Origin of the sequence: Nonomuraea sp. NPDC049649 (assembly GCF_040675175.1) — a bacterium.
Lineage (GTDB): Bacteria > Actinomycetota > Actinomycetes > Streptosporangiales > Streptosporangiaceae > Nonomuraea.
The window spans coordinates 259,755-275,698 of sequence record NZ_JBFAOH010000001.1; the positions used below are offsets into that span (position 1 = coordinate 259,755).

Below are 15,944 nucleotides of genomic sequence, written 5' to 3' on the forward strand. Positions count from 1 at the left end.
GTGGGAGTCCGCCATGAGGCACCTCGCTCTCCCGGCGCCGACGGAGCCGTTCTGGTGGGGCCTGCCGTACTGGCTGGTGGGCGTGATCCTCATGATCGCCCTCTTCGCCGTGTTCCAGGTCTACTACTGGGTCGGCCGCCGGCTGGGCGAGAAGCTGTACGAGTCCCGCGTCGGCGAGCGGATCGGCCGGGACCGGATCGCCCGGATCGAGCGGACGGTCGAGAAGTGGGGGGCGCTCGCCGTCTACGGCTGCTTCTGGGTGCCGATGCTGCGCCACACGCTGCCGTGGGTGGCGGGGGCGCTGCGGGTCTCCTATCCCTGGTACGTGGTGGCGAGCGCGCTCGGCTGCATGACGTGGGCGCCGCTGTGGTGGTTCGGCGGCATGGTCGCGATCTGGGCGTGGCTGCGGCTCGCCGCCCAGTCGCCGCTCGCGGCCGCGCTGGTGGCGGTGGCCGTGGTCGCCGCGATCGCGGCGTACGTGGCCCGGCGGCGCAGGAAGCGGGCGGAGCGGGAGGAAGAGCTCGCCACTTGACGGTCCTAGCTTGACCGTCCCAACCGGCATGTTTTCCCGGAATGGCGGACTCGCGATGTCAGCATGGGGCTCATGCGCATCGCTGCCGCCGCCGGTTCCGCCCTGCTCGTCCTGACCACCGGCGTGGCCGCGCCGCCGCCGGCCGCCGCGCGGGCCCCGGCCGTGGCCGCCGGGCACGCCTTCGTGGTGGACGACGCGGGAATGGTGTACGCCTGGAAGCGCGAGAACGCCCGGGTTCCGGTGGCCAGCCTGGTCAAGGTGATGACCGCGTACGTTGTCCTGCGCGAGGCGAAGCTGTCGGAGGTCGTCACGGTCACCGCGGCCGACGTCCGCCACGGCGCCAAGGGCGGCGCGGCGACGGCGGGCCTGCGCGCGGGCGAGCGGTTCACGGTCCGGGACCTGCTGTACGCGCTGCTGCTGCCCTCGGGGGCCGACGCCGCGCACGCGCTGGCCCGCTCCTACGGGCCGGGCAAGCGCCGGTTCGTGGCCAAGATGAACGCCGCCGCCCGCGGCATGGGCATGGACGACACGCTCTACACCAACGCCGACGGGATGCCCACCCCGCGCGACGGCGGCCACTCGACGGCCGTCGACCAGGTGCGGCTGGCCCGGCACGCGCTGGACATCCCGGTCTTCAGGACGGTCGTGTCGCGCAGGACGCACCGGGTCACCGAGACGGCGGTGCACCGGGCCCACACCTGGAACAACACCAACAAGCTGCTCGGCCGGGCGTCCGGCGCGATCGGGATCAAGACGGGCTACACCCGCAAGGCCGGGTTCTGCCTGATGTTCGCGGCGCGGCGGGCCGGGCGCGAGGTGGTCGGGGTGCTGCTCAACGACCAGGACGAGCGCCGGTTCAAGACCGCGGAGCGGCTGCTGGACCACGCGGGCCGGGAGCTCGCCCTAGGGTGACCCGGGGATGCAAGAGCGTCAAGTGGCGAGATGGGTAGCATTTTCAGCCAATTAACTAGATTGACCCTTGTTGCGTGGAACACGTAGTTTCTCGGATCGATGGCCGAAATCCGACCCCCAGGAGAACGGTTGAACACGAACGTGAGCGCGACGACGGGTGTCGCGATCGTCGGCTGCGGCAACATCGCCCAGAGATACGCCGCCGACCTGGCCTCCTACCCCGAGATCGAGCTACGCGGCGTGCAGGACGTCGACCCCGCGCGGGCGGAGGCGCTGGCCGCCGAGCACGGCGTGCGCGCGTACGCGACACTCGACGAGCTGCTCGCCGACCCCGGAGTCGGCATCGTGGTCAACCTGACCGCGCACAAGGCCCACTACGAAGTCATCCGGCGCTGCCTGGAGGCGGGCCGGCACGTCCACAGCGAGAAGCCGCTCGCGCTGCGGTACGAGGACGCCGCCGAACTGGTGGCGCTGGCCGGCGAGCGCGGGCTGCGGCTCGGCGGCGCGCCCGCCACGTTCCTCGGCGAGTCCCAGCAGACGGCGCTCAAGCTGCTGCGCGAGGAGGCGGTCGGCCGCGTCCGGCTGGTGTACGCGGAGGTCAACTGGGGCCGGATCGAGGTCTGGCACCCGGACCCGGTCGGCTTCTACGAGGTGGGGGCGCTCTTCGACGTGGGCGTCTACCCGCTCACCATCGCCACCGCCGCCCTCGGCCCGGCCCGGCGGGTGACGGCGTTCGCCGCCACCCTGCACCCGCAGCGCACCCGCCTCGACGGGACGCCGTTCACGCTGACCACCCCCGACTACGTGGTGGCCAACGTCGAGTTCGAAGGCGGCGTCCAGCTCAGGCTCACCTGCGACTTCTACGTCGACGGGCACAACACCGGCCAGCACGGCATGGAGTTCCACGGCGACGACGGATCGCTGCTGCTGCGCGGCTGGCACGACTTCGACGCGCCGCTGGAGATCTCCGCCTTCCGTGAGGAGCCCCGGCCGGTGACGCCGCTGCGCGAACCGTACCCGGGCGTCGAGTGGGGCAGGGCCGTGCGGGACCTCGCCGCCGCGATCCGCGAGGACCGCCCGCACCGCGCCACCGGCCGGCAGGCCGCGCACGTGGTGGAGATCCTCTGCGCCGCGCGCACCTCGTACGAGAAGGGCGGGACGGTCGAGCTGACCAGTTCCTTCGAACCCCCCGCGCCGATGGACTGGGCCGCCGGCGGGTAGATCCCCTCCGGGAAGCGGCCACGAGGGGGACACGATGCCGATCAGGGTCACGGTGTGGGGCGAGAACCGCCACGAGCAGCGCGAGGAGGAGGTGCGCCGCCGCTACCCGGACGGCATGCACGGGGCGATCGCGGCCGGGCTCGCCGAACACCTCGGCGCCCGGGTCCGCGTCCGCACCGCGGTCCTCGACGACCCCGGGCAGGGGCTGCCGGAGAAGGAGCTCGCCGAGACCGACGTGCTCACCTGGTGGGGGCACGTGGCCCACGAGGAGGTCGCCGACGAGGTGGTCGAGCGGGTGCGGCGGCGGGTGCTCGGCGGCATGGGGCTGCTGGTGCTCCACTCCGGCCACTACTCCAAGCTGTTCCGCGCGCTGATGGGCACCACCTGCACCCTCAACTGGCGCGACGCCGCCGAGCGCGAACTGGTGTGGACCGTGGCGCCCGGCCACCCCATCGCGCGGGGCGTGCCGCACCCGATCGTCATCCCCGAGCACGAGACCTACGGCGAGCCGTTCGGCGTCCCCGAGCCGGACGAGCTGGTGTTCATCAGCTCGTCCGGCGGCGGCGAGGCGTTCCGCAGCGGCTGCTGCTACCGGCGCGGGCTGGGCCGGATCTTCTACTTCAGCCCCGGCGACCAGGGATACCCCGTTTACCACCACCCCGACGTGCGCCGCGTGCTGGCCAACGCGGTGCTCTGGGCGGCCCCGCCCGGCGGCGTCGGCGAACCGCTGGACAACGCCCACACCCCCATCCGGTGGTGATTCGACGCCGCCGCGGCCCCGGTCAAGAGCCCCGCCCTCACCGCGAACGCCCTCTACAAGACGGGCCCGCTCCCCCGTACCAAGTGCGCCGAGAAGCGCGTCAGACCCGGTGACAAGAAGCAGGCCCGCGCCTACGTGGACGCCGTCGTCACCTGCCTGGACAGGACGTGGGGCGCGCACCTGGGCAAGGCCGGCATGAACTTCCGGAAGGCACGGGTCAAGCACGTCAACCGGATCCCCCGCAAGTACTGCGACCTCGACCCGGGCAACGAGCCCTCGCAGATCCTCTACTGCGCCGACGACAAGACCCTCTACGTCCAGCTCGGCAAGGACTGGCTGAAGAGCCCGGGCGACCTGTGGCTCTTCCACATCACCGCCGCCGTCTACGCCTTCCACGTCCAGACCCTCACGGGCATCACCGCCGCGTACGACGACGAGCCCTACCGGAACAGCGGCGAGCTGCTGGAGCAGGCGCGCCGCTACAGCCTGCAGTCCGACTGCCTCGCCGGGGCCTTCCTCAAGAGCGTCTGGCCGCTCAAGGGCCGGTCGGCGCGCGACCGGCGCGAGCTGGCGAGCCTCATCCAGGGTGACCAGCGGGGGCAGGAGCGCCTCACCGGCAGCACGGCCAACGCGCGCGCCTGGCTCAAGCGCGGCCTGGCCGCCGGCGACCCCAGGGCGTGCAACACCTGGACGGCGCCGCCGCGCAAGGTCGCCTGATCACGCGGATCGCATCAGGCCGTGGCAGGCGATGGCCGCCGCGGCCACCACGTTCAGCGAGTCGACGCCCGACTCCATCGCGGCCGGGCTCATCGGGATGCAGACCGCCTCGTCGGCCTCGTGCAGCCAGCGGGACGACAGGCCGTCGCCCTCGGCGCCGAGCAGCAGCGCGACCCGGTCGCCCAGCTTGACCTGGTCGAGCGGGGTGACCGACTGGTCGGGGGTCAGCGCCAGGGTCCGGAACCCGGCCGCGCGCAGCTCGTCCAGACCGTGGTACCAGTCGTCCATCCGGGCGTACGGGATGGAGAACACCGCCCCCATGGAGACCTTGACCGCACGCCGGTAGAGGGGGTCGGCGCAGCGGGGCGACAGGATGACGCCGCCGACGCCGAGGGCGGCGGCGCAGCGGAAGATCGCGCCGACGTTGGCGTGGTCGACGATGTCCTCCAGGACGACCAGCCGGTCGGCGGACTCCAGGACGGAGGCGGTGGACGGCAGCGGGAGGCGGGCCATCGAGGCGAGGGCGCCGCGGTGGACCCGGAAGCCCGCCACGGACGACATGATCTCGTCGCTGACCACGTACACGGTGGCGTCGCCGAGCACGCCGGCGAGCGCGTCGAGCCAGCGGCGGGTGGTGAGGACGGAGCGGATCGGGTAACCGGCGGCGACGGCGCGCCTGATCACCTTCTCGCCCTCGGCCAGGAACAGGCCGCGCTCGGCCTCCAGGCTCTTGCGCAGCTCGACGTCGCGCAGCCGGGTGAAGTCCGTCAGGCGGGGGTCGGCGGCGTCGGTGACGTACTCAAGCACGTTCCGATACTGTCACGAGCCGCCTGACGTGCCATCCGGCGGCGTAGCAGAGGAGCACGAGGCAGAGGCCGACGACGGTGCCGGCGCCGACCTTGGTGATGACGGCCGGCAGGCCGAAGGCCGGGTTGGGCTCGTCCACCCGGGGCCAGACGAAGGCGCCGGCCACGATGCCGACGGCGCCCCAGGTCAGCACCGTCCAGCGCACCCGCGCCGAGATGCGCAGGCTGTCGGGCACCGGCACGGGCGCCATCCTGGACAGGCCGCGCCAGGCCCACCAGACGACGATCGCCAGCCCCACCGCCGACGAGCCGTACTGCAGCGCCCGGAAGAGCGGCAGCACCCCGAGCACCGGGGCCGCCAGCCACTCGCCCCACAGCGCCGGCCCGGTGGAGTGGGTGAAGGAGTCCCACATGACGTGGGTGGACGAGCCGATCAGCCCGCCGGCGACGACGGCGGGCACGCGGCGGGCGAGGCTCGGCCAGGCGGGGCGGAGCGTGGCGGCGCGACCGGCCAGCGCGGGCGGCAGGAGAGACAGGAGCGGGTCGCGGAGCAGGCCGTGGAAGACCACCAGCAGGATCAGCACCGCCGCCAGGTCCACGGTCAGCACGCCCTGCAAGGAGTGCCAGTCGCTGTAGGCGGGCAGGAACGGCAGGAAGATCGGCAGGTCGGGCACCATCGCGCCGAGCGCCAGCGCCCACGGGTCGGCCAGGCGGCGCACGCGGGCGGACGAGATGAGCGGCAGCACCGCCGCCATGTGGCTGGGTGTGAACGGCACGGTCCCCCCTGGGCGAATCCCCTCTGGATCATGACATTACCCGTGAAGTTTGACCTTCCGTTACGGCGGAGCCCCGGCGGTCACAGTGAGTAGTCGGTACCGTACGGAGGGCACAGCCGGGATCACGGAGGTGGAAAGTGCCTGACCAGCGGATTCGCGAGCATCCTGTGGCGTCCGCGGAGTGGCTGCGGGCGGCCGGGCACGCGCGGTGGCTGTCCCTGGTGACGCTGGTCTGGCTCGGGGTGGAGAGCACGCTGGGGCTGGCGGCCGGGTTCGGCGCGCACTCGGTCGCGCTGATCGGATGGGGCCTGTCGGCCCTGGTGGAGGCGCTGGCCAGCCTGATCGTGGTGTGGCGGTTCACCGGGGCGCGCACGCTGTCGGAGACGGCCGAGCACCGGGCGCGGCGGGCGGTGGCGGTGAGCTTCTGGCTGCTCGCCCCGTACCTGGTCCTGCACGTGGGGCATGACCTGGACGCGGGTCATCGCGCGGAGGTGAGCCTGCTCGGCATCGTGGTGACGGCGGTGAGCCTGGTCAGCATGCCGGTACTGGGCGTGCTGAAGCGGCGGCTGGGCGTGCGGCTGGCGTCCGGGGCGACCGCGGGCGAGGGCACGCAGAACATCATCTGCGGCGCGACCGCCGCGGGTGTGCTGGCCGGGCTCTGGCTCAACACCGCGGGGCTGTGGTGGGTCGATCCGATCGTGGCGCTGGCCCTCGCGGTGGTCGCGGTACGGGAGGGGATCCGGGCCTGGCGTGGTCACGTTTGTTGCCATTGACCACCACACTAGGTGATAACCGCACCATAACGGCTGTTTTGCCGCAGCAAGCGCACCGAGTATCGTTCCCCGGGTATCACGGAGAACCCCTCACCAGGTCTCCGGAAGGTCAAGCCGGGCGATCAGAACACCAAGAGGACAGCCGTGGGGCGACACCGCACAGACGAATTCGACGGCGGCTACAGGGCTCAGAATCCATCCCCCCGGACCTCGCGCCGCCGGGCGCGGTCCGGACGCGGGCGGGTGCTCGTACCGCTGGCCGGGGCCGTGGCGCTGGCCGTGCTGCTCGGCGTCGCGGCTTTCGTCATCTTCAACCGCGAGCACGACTGCTCGGCGGGCAAGCTGCCGCTGCGCGTGGTCGCCAGCCCGGACATCCAGCCCGCGCTCTCGAAGATCGCTAAATCCTACAACGAGGACATGCACTCGATCGACAGCCAGTGCGTCGAGGTCACGGTGGCCAAGGAGACCTCGGCACGGGTGGCGAGCGCGGTCGCGGCCGGGAAGTTCGACGGCGACGTCTGGGTGCCCGACTCCAGCCTGATCCTGAGCCGGCTGAGCACCCGCTCGGTCGAGCAGGGCGGGGTCCCCGAACCGGCGGGGTCGATCGCCAGCTCGCCGGTGGTGCTGGCGACGGCGAAGTCCTCGGCGGCCAAGCTCACCGGCACGCTGAAGCCGAGCTGGGTCAACCTGGTGGCGGCGGCGAACGTGGCCAACCCCGACGGGCCCGGCAAGAAGGTGCGCGTGGTCGCGCTCGACCCGCAGAAGAGCTCGGCCGGGATGGCCGCGCTGATGGCCGCCTCCGGCGTGGCCAGGAAGGCGGGCCAGAGCAAGGCGCTGGTGGGCGCCCTGAAGGAGCTGTCCACCCAGGTGGCGGCCGACTCGGCCGCGCTGCTCGCCAGCCTCACGGTGCGGTCCGGCAGCAGGGTGCCCGTCGGTGTCAGCTCCGAGCAGGCCATCCACGTGCACAACACCAAGAAGCCGGACACCCCGGCGGTGGCGCTCTACCCGGCCGAGGGCACACTGAGCCTGGACTACCCGCTCACCGTCTTCACCAAGGACCTGGCCGGGCAGAAGGCCGCGGCGGACTTCCGCCAGGCGCTGTCGGAGGAGTCCGCGCTGAAGGTGCTGCGCGCCCAGGGCTTCCGCGACCCCGACGGCACCGCGGGCGAGACGCTGTCGGAGGCCAAGGGGTTCAACCCGGCGGCCCCCAAGGCGCTGCCCGCCCCCGACCCCAAGACGGTGGCCTCCGTCAGCCAGACCTGGACCAGGCTGAACCTCGGCACCCGCCTGCTCACCCTGCTCGACGTCTCGGGCACGATGGCGCTGCCGGTCCCCGGCACCAACCTGACCCGCATGCAGGCCATCAGCAAGATCGCCACCGAGGGCCTGACACTCTTCCCCGCGGACTCGGAGATGGGGGTGTGGATGTTCTCCACCCACCTCGACGGCCACGGCAAGGACTGGAAGGAGATCGTCTCGGTCGGCCCGCTCACCGAGCGGATCGACGGGGTGCTGCGCAAGGAGGTGCTGGCCAAGGAGCTCTCCACGGTCCAGGCCAAGCCCACCGGTGACACCGGCCTGAACGACACGCTCAAGGCCGCCTACACCGAGATGACCAAGACGTACGCGCGCGACCGGATCAACACGATCCTGATCCTGACCGACGGCGCCGGCAACGACGACCCCGACGGCGGCGTCAGCGACACGGAGATCCTGCGGTTCCTGAAGGAGAACTACAACCCGGAGCGGCCGGTCAGCATCCTGCTGATCGCGTTCGGCCCGGAGGCCGAGACGGGCAAGCGGCAGATGGACGCGCTGGCGCGGGCCACGGGCGGCGAGGCGTACATCGCCAAGGACCCGATGCAGGTGCGCGACTTCTTCCTCCAGGGCTTCGAACGCCGTCTCTGCTCCCCCAACTGCGACAGCTGACCCACCAGTCACAGTTTTACCTGGTTCATGCCTCTTAGGCGGGTTCTGGCAACCCCCCGGGTGGCCGGGGCGTCCTCTACGCCGGGGATGTCCTGGCTACCCGCGGGGAGGTACGCGTGCCTGGATGGCCGAGGGTCGACCGTGCCCGTGATCTGGAGCTCGTCGCGGCGCTCCGCCGCGGCGAGCGGGGGGCTCCGGAGAGCCTGTACGACGCGTACGGCGACCGGCTGCACGACTACGCCAGCTCGCTCTTAGGCGACCGGCGCGCGGCCGACGCGGTGCACGACGCGGTGGTGACCGCGCAGGGGCACGCCGACCGGCTGCGCGAGCCCGCCCGGTTCCGGGCCTGGCTGTACGCGCTGGTCAGGTTCCAGGCCATGGCCCGGCTGGGCCACCATCGCGGGACCGCCGAGCCGCCGGACGACCCCGACGACCCGGAGCTGGCCGAGCTCGTCGGGGTCACGCTGGGCGAGATGCGCCGGAGCGAGCGGGAGATCCTGGAGCTGTCGCTGCGGCACGGGCTCTCGCCCGCCGAGACCGGCTCGGTGCTGGGCCTGACCTCGCGGCAGGCGGCGAGCAGGCTGCGCCGGGCGCGCGACCTGCTGGAGACCGCGGCCGCGGCGGTGGTGCTGGCCAGGACCGGGCGGGCGCACTGCCCGGAGCTCTCGGCCCTGCTGGACTCGTGGGAGGGCCCGCTCACAGCGGCGCTGCGCCGGCGGCTGACCGCGCACATCGGCGCCTGCGAGGTCTGCACCGAACGGCGGCACCGGCAGGTCTCGGCCGCCCGGCTATTGGAGATGCTGCCGGTGGCGTACGCGCCGTTCTCGCTGCGCGGGCGGGTGCTGGCCACGTGCGGCGACCCGGCGCAGGGCAACACCCGCACCATGATCATCGACCGCGGCGAGGGCTTCGACCGCGGCGGCTTCCCGGTGCGGCCCGGCCGGTCGCGGCGGCGGGCGCGGCGCGGGCTCGCCCCGGCGCTGCTGGGGGCGGCGGCGCTGCTGGCGGGCGTGACCGTGCTGGTCGCGGTGACCGGCTACGAGGGCGCCAGGACCTCGCTCCGGCTGCACGACCCCGCGCCCACCCTGGACGTCCTGCCGGAGAGCCTGCCCGCCGAGCCCGAGGAGAGCCGCACCCCGAGCCCGACCGCGAGCGAGCCCGACCCGACGCCCTCGCCGTCGCGGTCGTCGTCGGCGTCGCCGAAGCCGAGCGGGCGGCCCGCTCCCGAGGTGGCGACCACCCGGCCCCCGGTCGTCAGCCCGCCGGCCCGGCGGCGGTCCGCCCGTCCCGCCCGGCCCGCCAGGCTCACCGTGACGTGCCCGCCCGAGGCGGGCGACGCGGCCACTGTCGGGTTGCGCGCCCGCAACAGGACCGTCTCCTGGAAGGCAGCGGCGTCGGAGGGCCTGACCGCGGTCCCCGCCCAGGGCTCGATCAGGCCGGGCGGCACGGCGGTCGTCTGGGTGACGGTGGACGACCCCGGCGCCGCGGGCAGCGGCACAGTGACCGTCACCTCGAACGGCGGCGCCGCCACCTGCGCGCTGAGCTGGGACGGCCCGGCCTCGCCCGCCCCGACCCGGCTGCCGGAGGAGGACGTCACCCGGACGGCCGGGCCGACCGGCACCCCCGCGCCTGAGGCGGCCCAGGCCACCGATCCAGACGAAAAATAATGACTTGCCGGATGTCGGGTCGATACTTATGGGACACATAGGGCATCCTGGTGTGCCTGGGATGCGTCGGACCGAGCCCGTTTCTTTGCTCTGTGGTGAATCTCACACGGAAAAAGGGCGGCTGCGGTAAACCTGACACGGCAACCAAGCGTCGGCGTTGACGTGCGCTCGTACGCGTTGATGCGATGGAGCGATCGACCACGCGCCTCACAGCGAACCAGGAGAGATACGGCACATGCTCAAGCAGCACCGCAGAGCACTCACATGGCTGCTCTCGCTGTCCTGCATAGCGGGGGCGCTGAGCGCCCTGCTCGATATCGACACACCTCTGCGGCCTTTTCTGATCTCCCTGTTCCTGCTGGTGGTGCCCGGCACCGCCGTCGTCGGCCTGCTGCGCGACCGCGACCCGCTGGCCGCGCTGTCCGTGGGCGCCGCCGCGAGCCTGGTCATCAACGTGCTGCTCGCCCAGGCCATGCTGATGTTCGACGCGTGGTCCCCCCGGGCGGGGGTGGCCACGATCGCCGTGCTCGGCGGGTTCATGTACGTGCTCCGCGTCCTGTACCGGGGGAAGAACACGCAGACCGGACAGGGGGCCAGGGCGAGGTGAAGATCAGCATCGCACGCCCGGGCGAGCTCGGCGAACCCGAGCGGGCCCGCTGGCGCGAGCTCCAGAAGGCCGACCCGAGCCTCGACAACCCGTTCCTCTCGGTCGAGTTCGCGCTGGCCATGGACCGGCTGCGCGACTACGTCCGCGTCGCGGTCGTCGAGCTCGACAACCGCATCGTCGGGTTCTTCCCGTACGAGCGGCACAGCTTCGGCATCGGCAAGCCGCTCGGGGGCTTCCTGACCACCTGCCACGGCCTGATCTCGATCCCCGACCTGAAGGTCGACGTCCGCGAGCTGCTGCGCGCGTGCCGCCTCACCGTCTTCGACTTCGACCACCTGGTCGCCGGGCAGCCGACGTTCGCCCCGTACGAGAGCGACGTCCGCCCGGCGCCGGTCATGGACTTCACCGCCGGCTTCGACGCCTGGCTCGCCCAGGTCAAGGCCAACTCGCCGAAGAACCTCAAGACCGTCCGCTACAAGGAGCGCAAGCTCGGCAGGGAGCACGGCGAGCTCCGCCTCTCCTGGGCCTCGCCCGACCCGGCCGAGCTGCGCGCGCTGCTCGCCTGGAAGTCCGACCAGTACCGGCGCACCGGGCGCGTCGACCGGTTCGCTCAGCCGTGGATCGTCGAGCTGACCGAGCTGATGCACGCCTCGCGGTCGCCCGACTTCTCCGGCGTGCTCACCATGCTGTACGCGGGAGACGTGCCGGTCGCCGGCCACTTCGGGCTGATGACGGCCACCACGCTCGTCGGCTGGTTCCCCGCCTACGACACCGAGTACGCCCGCTACTCCCCCGGCATCGTGCACCACATGCGGATGGCGGAGGCGGCGGCGCGGCACGGACTGCACACCATCGACATGGGCAAGGGCGGCAGGGAGTACAAGGACTGGCTCAAGAGCGGCACCCTGTACGTCGCCGAGGGGCGCGTGTCGCGCCCGACCCCCGTGGCCGCCGTCCATTGGATCGGTCGAACTCCCTTGAACAAGGCACGAACAATCGTGCTGGATCGGCCGTCTCTCTATAGGGCGGCCGATCGGGTCCTCAAGGGATTCGGCCGGGTACGCAGTTCCGCCCAGTCCGATCCGAACACAGTACCGAAGGAAGTACCGGGAGCGCGCTAGCCGGCGTTCCCAGCAGCAGACACACCCCCAGGCAGAACCCCCACCTCACTGGACTGGCCGATGCACCACCTGTCTCGTCAGCTATTCCCTCAGCACCAGGGGATCACTGGCGCCGGCATGTCTCGGCCCGTCTCGGAAGGAACAACCTCACCATGAGTCCCGAGATCGTCAAGCACAACGGCAAGGCCCCCGTCACGCCCTTGCGTTCGATGCCGCCCATCGAGCGGTTCACGCCGATCACCCCGCATCTGGCCATCTCACCCTCGGTGAGCGTGGTGGTGCCGGCGATGAACGAGGCGGAGAACCTCCCCCACGTGTTCGCCACGCTGCCGCAGTGGATCGACGAGATCGTGCTCGTGGACGGGAACTCCGTCGACGACACGGTGGCCGTGGCGCGGCGCCTGCGGCCGAACGTGAAGATCGTCAGGCAGACCGGGCGGGGCAAGGGCAACGCCCTCGCGGAGGGCTTCGCCGCCTGCACGGGCGACATCATCGTGATGATAGACGCCGACGGCTCGACCGACGGGCACGAGATCATCACCTTCGTGGGCGCCCTCATGACCGGGGCCGACTTCGTGAAGGGCTCGCGCTACGCCTCCGGCGGCGGCAGCGACGACCTCACCTTCAGCCGCCGGCTCGGCAACCGGATCCTCACCGGCATCGTGAACAAGATGTACGGCACGCAGTACACCGACCTGTGCTACGGCTACAACGCCTTCTGGGCGCGCCACCTCGACGTGCTCAACCTCGACTGCGACGGCTTCGAGGTGGAGACGCTGATGAACATCCGCGCCGCCAAGGGCGGGCTCAAGGTGCACGAGGTGCCAAGCCACGAGCGCGACCGCATCCACGGCGAGAGCAACCTGCACGTCGTGCGCGACGGCCTGCGGGTGCTCAGGACGATTCTGCGCGAGTGGCGCCGCCAGCCCGCTCCGCCCAGGGCCGAGCCGGCCACCACCCCCGCCGCGGACCGGGGTGTCGCGTAACCGCGCTCGAACGCCTGAAGGAATCGCCGTGAACACCTCTGTCGTCATCTGCGTCTACACCGAGGAACGGTGGGAGGACATCAGGCAGGCCGTGGAGTCGGTGGAGCGCCAGACGCGCCCGCCCCACGAGCTCATCCTGGTGGTCGACCACAACCCCGATCTGCACCTGAAGCTGAAGCGGGCCTACCCCGACGCCATCGTCGTGGCGAACTCGCATGAGCAGGGCCTGTCCGGTGGCAAGAACACCGGCGTGGCCGCGGCCAACGGCGAGATCGTCGCGTTCCTCGACGACGACGCGGTCGCCGACCCCGGCTGGCTGGAGGCATTGGAGGAGGGCTTCCAGGATCCGGGCGTCGTCGGCGTCGGCGGGCGCACCGACCCCATCTGGGCGTCGGGGCGCCGGCCGCGCTGGTTCCCGCACGAGTTCGACTGGACGGTCGGCTGCACCTACCGGGGCATGCCCGAGGTGAAGGCGCCGATCCGCAACGTGATGGGAGGCAACGCGGCCTTCCTGCGCGACGCGGTGACAGAGGTGGGCGGTTTCCACAGCGGCATCGGCCGTAGCGTGCAGGGCCGCAAGAGCCGTCCGCTGGGCTGCGAGGAGACCGAGTTCTGCATCCGCCTGAGCCAGCGGAAGCCGGGCTCGGTGATGCTCTTCCAGCCCGCGGCGGTGATCGGTCACAAGGTGTCCAGGCAGCGCGAGACGTTCGCCTACTTCCGCTCCCGCTGCTACGCGGAGGGCCTGTCGAAAGCACTGGTCACCCGGGAGGTGGGCAGCCAGGACGGACTGTCCAGCGAGCGGGCGCACGCGCTGAAGACGCTGCCGCTGGGCGCCCTGCGCGGACTCGGCGAGGCGCTGCGGGGCGACGCGGGCGGCCTCGGCCGGGCCGGCGCCATCGTGGTCGGCCTGGCCTGGACCGCCTGGGGCTACCTGGTGGGCTCGATCCGGCTGAAGGCGGTGCGCTCATGACTCGGGTGCCGATCCTGATGTACCACTCGGTCACCGACACGCCGAACGAGGAGACCCGGCCCCACTCGGTGCGGCCGGGCGACCTCGACGAGCAGCTCGCCTACCTGGCGGAGAACGGCTTCACGCCGCTGACGCTGGGAGACCTGGTGGCCAGGCTCAACAAGATCAACGGCAAGGAGCTGCCGGACAAGCCGATCGTGCTCACCTTCGACGACGGCTACGCCGACTTCCACGCGCAGGCGCTGCCCCTGCTGGAACGGCACAAGTTCCCCGCCACGGTCTTCCTGACCAGCGGCTGGGTCGCCGACGCCGGCAAGGACGCCGCCGGCAGGCCGCTGGACGCCATGCTGAGCTGGAGCCAGGCCCGCGAGGCCGCCGAGACCGGCATCGAGATCGGCGGCCACAGCCACAGCCACCCCCAGCTCGACCAGCTCCCCGGCGAGCAGCTCCGCCAGGAGCTGCGCCGCAACAAAGGCCTGCTCGAAGACAAGCTGGGCGCGCCGGTCGCCACCATGGCCTACCCGTACGGCTACTCCAGCGCCCGGGTCCGCCGCGAGGTGCGCAAGGCGGGCTACTTCGCCGCCTGCGCGGTGAACAACACGATCGCCGCCGACCGGCACGACATGCTCGCCATCCCGCGCCTCACCGTCGCCCGGCACACCACGATCGGCATGTTCACCAAGGCCGTCGAAGGCACCGCCGTGCCCCTCATCTACCTGCGCGAACGCATCCTGACCAAGGGCTACGCCGTCGTCCGGAGGACGCGATACGGGCTGCAACGGGTACGCGGCCATGTCTAGCCTCTGGCGGAAGGTGCGCCACGACCTGAGCAACCCGCTCTTCCGCAACGGCTACGCGCTGATGGCCAACACCGGCATCACCGCGGTGCTCGGCATGGGCTACTGGCTGCTGGCCGCCCACTACTTCTCGGAGGAGGAGTTCGGCCGGGGCCAGGCGGTCATCACGCTCATGCGGCTGTTCGCGTCGCTGACGGCGCTGGGCCTGGTGGGCGCGCTGGCCCGCTACCTGCCGATCGCGGGCCGCCGCACTCCGGGGCTCATCCTGCGGGGGTACGGGACCGCCGCCGCCACGGGCGTGACCGCGGCGCTCGGATTCCTGCTGACGCTTCCCCTGTGGGGCGAGACGTACTCCGTGCTCGGCGGGTTCGGCCCCGGGCTGTTCTTCCTCGGCTCGGTCGCGGTCTGGGCCGTCTTCACGCTCCAGGACGTGGTGCTGACCGGGCTGCGCAACGCCGTCTGGGTGCCGGTCAACAGCATCGTGTTCGGCCTGATGAAGATGGGGCTGCTGATCGCGCTCGCCGGGGCGCTGCCCGACGGCGGGATCTTCGTGTCCTGGATGGTGCCGACCGCGATAGCGCTCATCCCCATCAACTGGCTGATCTTCGGTTTCGTGGTGCCGCGGCACGTGCGGCGGTCCGCCGACCGGCACCCGCACCCGCCCGGGATGCGGGAGATCGGCCGGTTCCTGTCCGGCGACTTCCCCGGCACGCTCTCCGTGCTGGCGATCGTCTACCTGGTGCCGGTGGCCGTCGCCACGCAGGTGGGCGAGGCGACGTTCGGGCGCTTCTCGATGGCCCACACGCTGGGCTGCATGATCGAACTGCTGGCCATGAACATGGCGGTCTCGCTGACCGTCGAGGGCTCCTTCGACCGGTCGCGGCTCGCCGCCAACTGCCGCAACGCGCTGCGCCGGGCCCTGATGATCATCGTGCCGATCATCGTGGTGGCGGTCGCCGCCGCGCCGCTCATCCTGCGGATCTTCGGCGAGTCCTTCGCCGCCGAGGGGACGCTGCTGCTCCGGCTCATGGCGCTGGCCGTGCTGCCGCGCGTACTGATCGAGATCTACCTGAGCGCGCTGCGGGCGCAGAGCCAGGTCCGCAAGCTGGCGGCGCTCCAGATCGGGCTGGCCGCGATGGTGCTGGCGTCGATCGCGGTGCTCTTCCCGTTCGCTCACGTGGAAGCGGTCGGGTACGGCATGCTGATCAGCCAGACCGTGATCGCATTGGTGATCTTCGGAAAACTCCGTAAAATCCTCAACCCTGTCGAAAATCGGCAGCTCAACGTCGCTCAGGGGTCGCCCGGGGCCCCATGATGGTCAGCGTGAGGCAACGGGACGGCGATGGTATGACAGCGGGTTTCACCGGCTC

General features: G+C 71.6%; 15 protein-coding genes and 1 pseudogene. 14 read left to right on the forward strand and 2 right to left on the reverse strand.

The window, feature by feature from the left end; genetic code table 11:
• Window positions 1-13 precede the first annotated feature (13 nt).
• The 5 genes and pseudogenes from AB0J42_RS01230 to AB0J42_RS01250 form a co-directional block, all read left to right on the forward strand.
• Window positions 14-532: a VTT domain-containing protein gene (locus AB0J42_RS01230; protein ID WP_364287036.1), complete on the forward strand. Its 519-nt coding sequence runs from the start codon at window positions 14-16 to the stop codon at window positions 530-532.
• Window positions 533-604: 72 nt separating this feature from the next.
• Window positions 605-1,444: a serine hydrolase gene (locus tag AB0J42_RS01235; protein WP_364287039.1), complete on the forward strand. Its 840-nt coding sequence runs from the start codon at window positions 605-607 to the stop codon at window positions 1,442-1,444.
• Between the two features lie 129 nt (window positions 1,445-1,573).
• The gene (locus tag AB0J42_RS01240; protein ID WP_364287042.1) at window positions 1,574-2,665 is read left to right on the forward strand and encodes a Gfo/Idh/MocA family oxidoreductase; all 1,092 of its coding nucleotides are present in this window, start codon (window positions 1,574-1,576) and stop codon (window positions 2,663-2,665) included.
• A gap of 34 nt (window positions 2,666-2,699) precedes the next feature.
• Entirely contained in the window at window positions 2,700-3,425 is a 726-nt protein-coding gene (locus AB0J42_RS01245; protein WP_364287045.1) for a ThuA domain-containing protein, read from the forward strand.
• A gap of 123 nt (window positions 3,426-3,548) precedes the next feature.
• A pseudogene (locus AB0J42_RS01250) lies at window positions 3,549-4,142 on the forward strand (neutral zinc metallopeptidase); the annotation flags it as partial.
• On the opposite strand, the gene AB0J42_RS01255 reads toward AB0J42_RS01250, so the two are convergent.
• A complete protein-coding gene (locus tag AB0J42_RS01255) occupies window positions 4,143-4,949 on the reverse strand; it encodes an RNA methyltransferase (protein ID WP_364287048.1) in 807 nt (268 codons plus the stop codon). It abuts the pseudogene before it with no gap.
• Complete coding sequence (locus tag AB0J42_RS01260) at window positions 4,942-5,724, reverse strand: DUF4184 family protein (protein WP_364287051.1); 783 nt, start codon at window positions 5,722-5,724, stop codon at window positions 4,942-4,944. Before AB0J42_RS01260 ends, AB0J42_RS01255 begins: the two co-directional genes overlap by 8 nt.
• A 137-nt stretch (window positions 5,725-5,861) precedes the next feature.
• On the opposite strand from AB0J42_RS01260, the gene AB0J42_RS01265 reads away from it, so the two are divergent.
• The 9 genes from AB0J42_RS01265 (at window position 5,862) to AB0J42_RS01305 (ending at window position 15,889) form a co-directional block, all read left to right on the forward strand.
• Window positions 5,862-6,497: a hypothetical protein gene (locus AB0J42_RS01265; RefSeq protein ID WP_364287054.1), complete on the forward strand. Its 636-nt coding sequence runs from the start codon at window positions 5,862-5,864 to the stop codon at window positions 6,495-6,497.
• 243 nt (window positions 6,498-6,740) lie between these two features.
• The gene (locus AB0J42_RS01270) at window positions 6,741-8,426 is read left to right on the forward strand and encodes a substrate-binding and VWA domain-containing protein (protein ID WP_364287057.1); all 1,686 of its coding nucleotides are present in this window, start codon (window positions 6,741-6,743) and stop codon (window positions 8,424-8,426) included.
• A 116-nt stretch (window positions 8,427-8,542) separates the two neighbouring features.
• Complete coding sequence (locus AB0J42_RS01275) at window positions 8,543-10,093, forward strand: sigma factor (RefSeq protein WP_364287060.1); 1,551 nt, start codon at window positions 8,543-8,545, stop codon at window positions 10,091-10,093.
• A gap of 235 nt (window positions 10,094-10,328) precedes the next feature.
• A complete protein-coding gene (locus AB0J42_RS01280; protein ID WP_364287063.1) occupies window positions 10,329-10,700 on the forward strand; it encodes a hypothetical protein in 372 nt (123 codons plus the stop codon).
• A complete protein-coding gene (locus AB0J42_RS01285) occupies window positions 10,697-11,821 on the forward strand; it encodes a GNAT family N-acetyltransferase (RefSeq protein WP_364287066.1) in 1,125 nt (374 codons plus the stop codon). The genes AB0J42_RS01280 and AB0J42_RS01285 overlap by 4 nt, the downstream gene beginning before the upstream one ends.
• A 152-nt stretch (window positions 11,822-11,973) precedes the next feature.
• The gene (locus AB0J42_RS01290; RefSeq protein ID WP_364287069.1) at window positions 11,974-12,807 is read left to right on the forward strand and encodes a glycosyltransferase family 2 protein; all 834 of its coding nucleotides are present in this window, start codon (window positions 11,974-11,976) and stop codon (window positions 12,805-12,807) included.
• A 28-nt stretch (window positions 12,808-12,835) separates the two neighbouring features.
• A complete protein-coding gene (locus AB0J42_RS01295; protein WP_364287072.1) occupies window positions 12,836-13,777 on the forward strand; it encodes a glycosyltransferase family 2 protein in 942 nt (313 codons plus the stop codon).
• Window positions 13,774-14,577 (forward strand): polysaccharide deacetylase family protein, encoded by an 804-nt coding sequence (locus tag AB0J42_RS01300; RefSeq protein WP_364287075.1) that lies wholly within the window; start codon window positions 13,774-13,776, stop codon window positions 14,575-14,577. The genes AB0J42_RS01295 and AB0J42_RS01300 overlap by 4 nt, the downstream gene beginning before the upstream one ends.
• Window positions 14,570-15,889: a hypothetical protein gene (locus AB0J42_RS01305; protein ID WP_364287078.1), complete on the forward strand. Its 1,320-nt coding sequence runs from the start codon at window positions 14,570-14,572 to the stop codon at window positions 15,887-15,889. Before AB0J42_RS01300 ends, AB0J42_RS01305 begins: the two co-directional genes overlap by 8 nt.
• The last annotated feature ends 55 nt before the right edge of the window (window positions 15,890-15,944 follow it).

Excerpts from the sequence above, each read along its gene's own strand:
- AB0J42_RS01230 (WP_364287036.1), top strand. The coding sequence starts at position 14 with ATGAGGCACCTCGCTCTCCCGGCGCCGACGGAGCCGTTCTGGTGGGGC.
- AB0J42_RS01235 (WP_364287039.1), top strand. The coding sequence starts at position 605 with ATGCGCATCGCTGCCGCCGCCGGTTCCGCCCTGCTCGTCCTGACCACC.
- AB0J42_RS01245 (WP_364287045.1), top strand. The coding sequence starts at position 2,700 with ATGCCGATCAGGGTCACGGTGTGGGGCGAGAACCGCCACGAGCAGCGC.
- AB0J42_RS01280 (WP_364287063.1), top strand. The coding sequence starts at position 10,329 with ATGCTCAAGCAGCACCGCAGAGCACTCACATGGCTGCTCTCGCTGTCC.
- AB0J42_RS01290 (WP_364287069.1), top strand. The coding sequence starts at position 11,974 with ATGAGTCCCGAGATCGTCAAGCACAACGGCAAGGCCCCCGTCACGCCC.
- AB0J42_RS01300 (WP_364287075.1), top strand. The coding sequence starts at position 13,774 with ATGACTCGGGTGCCGATCCTGATGTACCACTCGGTCACCGACACGCCG.
- AB0J42_RS01305 (WP_364287078.1), top strand. The coding sequence starts at position 14,570 with ATGTCTAGCCTCTGGCGGAAGGTGCGCCACGACCTGAGCAACCCGCTC.